The sequence below is a fragment of the Streptomyces sp. NPDC048270 genome, from assembly GCF_040652335.1.
In the GTDB taxonomy this organism is placed as follows: domain Bacteria; phylum Actinomycetota; class Actinomycetes; order Streptomycetales; family Streptomycetaceae; genus Streptomyces.
In genome coordinates this window covers 1-1,081 of record NZ_JBEZLV010000141.1, presented here as the reverse complement: position 1 = coordinate 1,081, position 1,081 = coordinate 1, and the positions used below count along the sequence as shown (strand labels likewise).

The following is a 1,081-nucleotide window of genomic DNA, read 5'->3' as shown; positions in this document are numbered from 1 at the left end:
GGTGGCCCCCGCGGGGGGGGCCCCGGCTGCCCCCCGGCCCCGCGCCCCCCCACTCCCCCCGGCGGGGGGGCCCCCGCCCCCCCGCGGGGGGCGGGGCACCGCTGTGCGCGTACCGGCGGCTCAGCGCCAGGAGGGATGGCCCTCGGCGGCGCCGGCGGCGGTGAGCGCGCGCTCGCCGGTCCGGTCCGTGCGCACGGCCCAGACCACCGGCTTCTCGTACGGGCCGCGGACGAAGGCCACCCAGGCCCCGTCCGCGGACCAGGCGGGGTCCATCTCGTGGGCGGCGGTGGCCACCAGGTCGCGGTCGCCGGTGCCGTCGGTGTTCACGAGGCGGATGTCGCCCTGGCCGCCCGTGCCGTAGGTCCCGGCGGTGTACGCGAAGGTCTTGCCGTCCGGGGACCACACCGCGTCGAGTGCCGGATGGGGGAGCCGGGTCACCTGCTGCGGGGCCCGGTCCGCGGCCGCGGGGTCGACCAGGTGGATCTGCCAGTTCTCGGGCTGCGTCTGCAGGGAGACCGCGATGTGCCTGCCGTCCGGCGACCAGGCGGGATCCTCGACCGGGCCCGCGCCCGAGGTGAGCTGGCGGGCGGAGCCGTCGGCGACGTCGACCGCGAACAGCTGCTGCACGCCGTCCTTCTTGCGCAGCACGGCGAGCCGGCCGCCGTCCGGCGACCAGGACACCCTGCCGCCGGCGATCGCGGCGATCCGCCGCGGGTTCCCGCCGTCGGCGTCGGCGGTCCAGACGGCGGTGCCTTCGGGGGTGGTGCGGGTGAACGCGAACGACTTCCGGTCGGGGGACCACTGGGGCAGGACATCGCACACGCCCCCCGGGACGAGCCGTACGGGCGCGGCCGACGAGGCGTCGCGGCGGGCGATGACGCCGTGACAGGTCCCCGGCCAGCCGGGGGCGGTGTCCTGCCGGATCAGCATGTCCTCGGCCGGGAACGCGGCGGCGGCGGGGGTTGCGGACGCGGATCCGGTGGGGCCGGTGGAGACGGGCTTGGAGTCGTCCGGGTCGGCGCCGTTCCAGGGCCGCCACACGAGCAGGCCGCCGGCGGCGAGGGCGATCACGAGCCCGGCC

General features: G+C 78.5%; 1 pseudogene. It reads right to left on the bottom strand.

Features of this window, described 5'->3' with window-relative positions:
* Positions 1-120 precede the first annotated feature (120 nt).
* Positions 121-1,081 (bottom strand): annotated as a pseudogene (locus AB0D66_RS34655) (hypothetical protein); the annotation flags it as partial.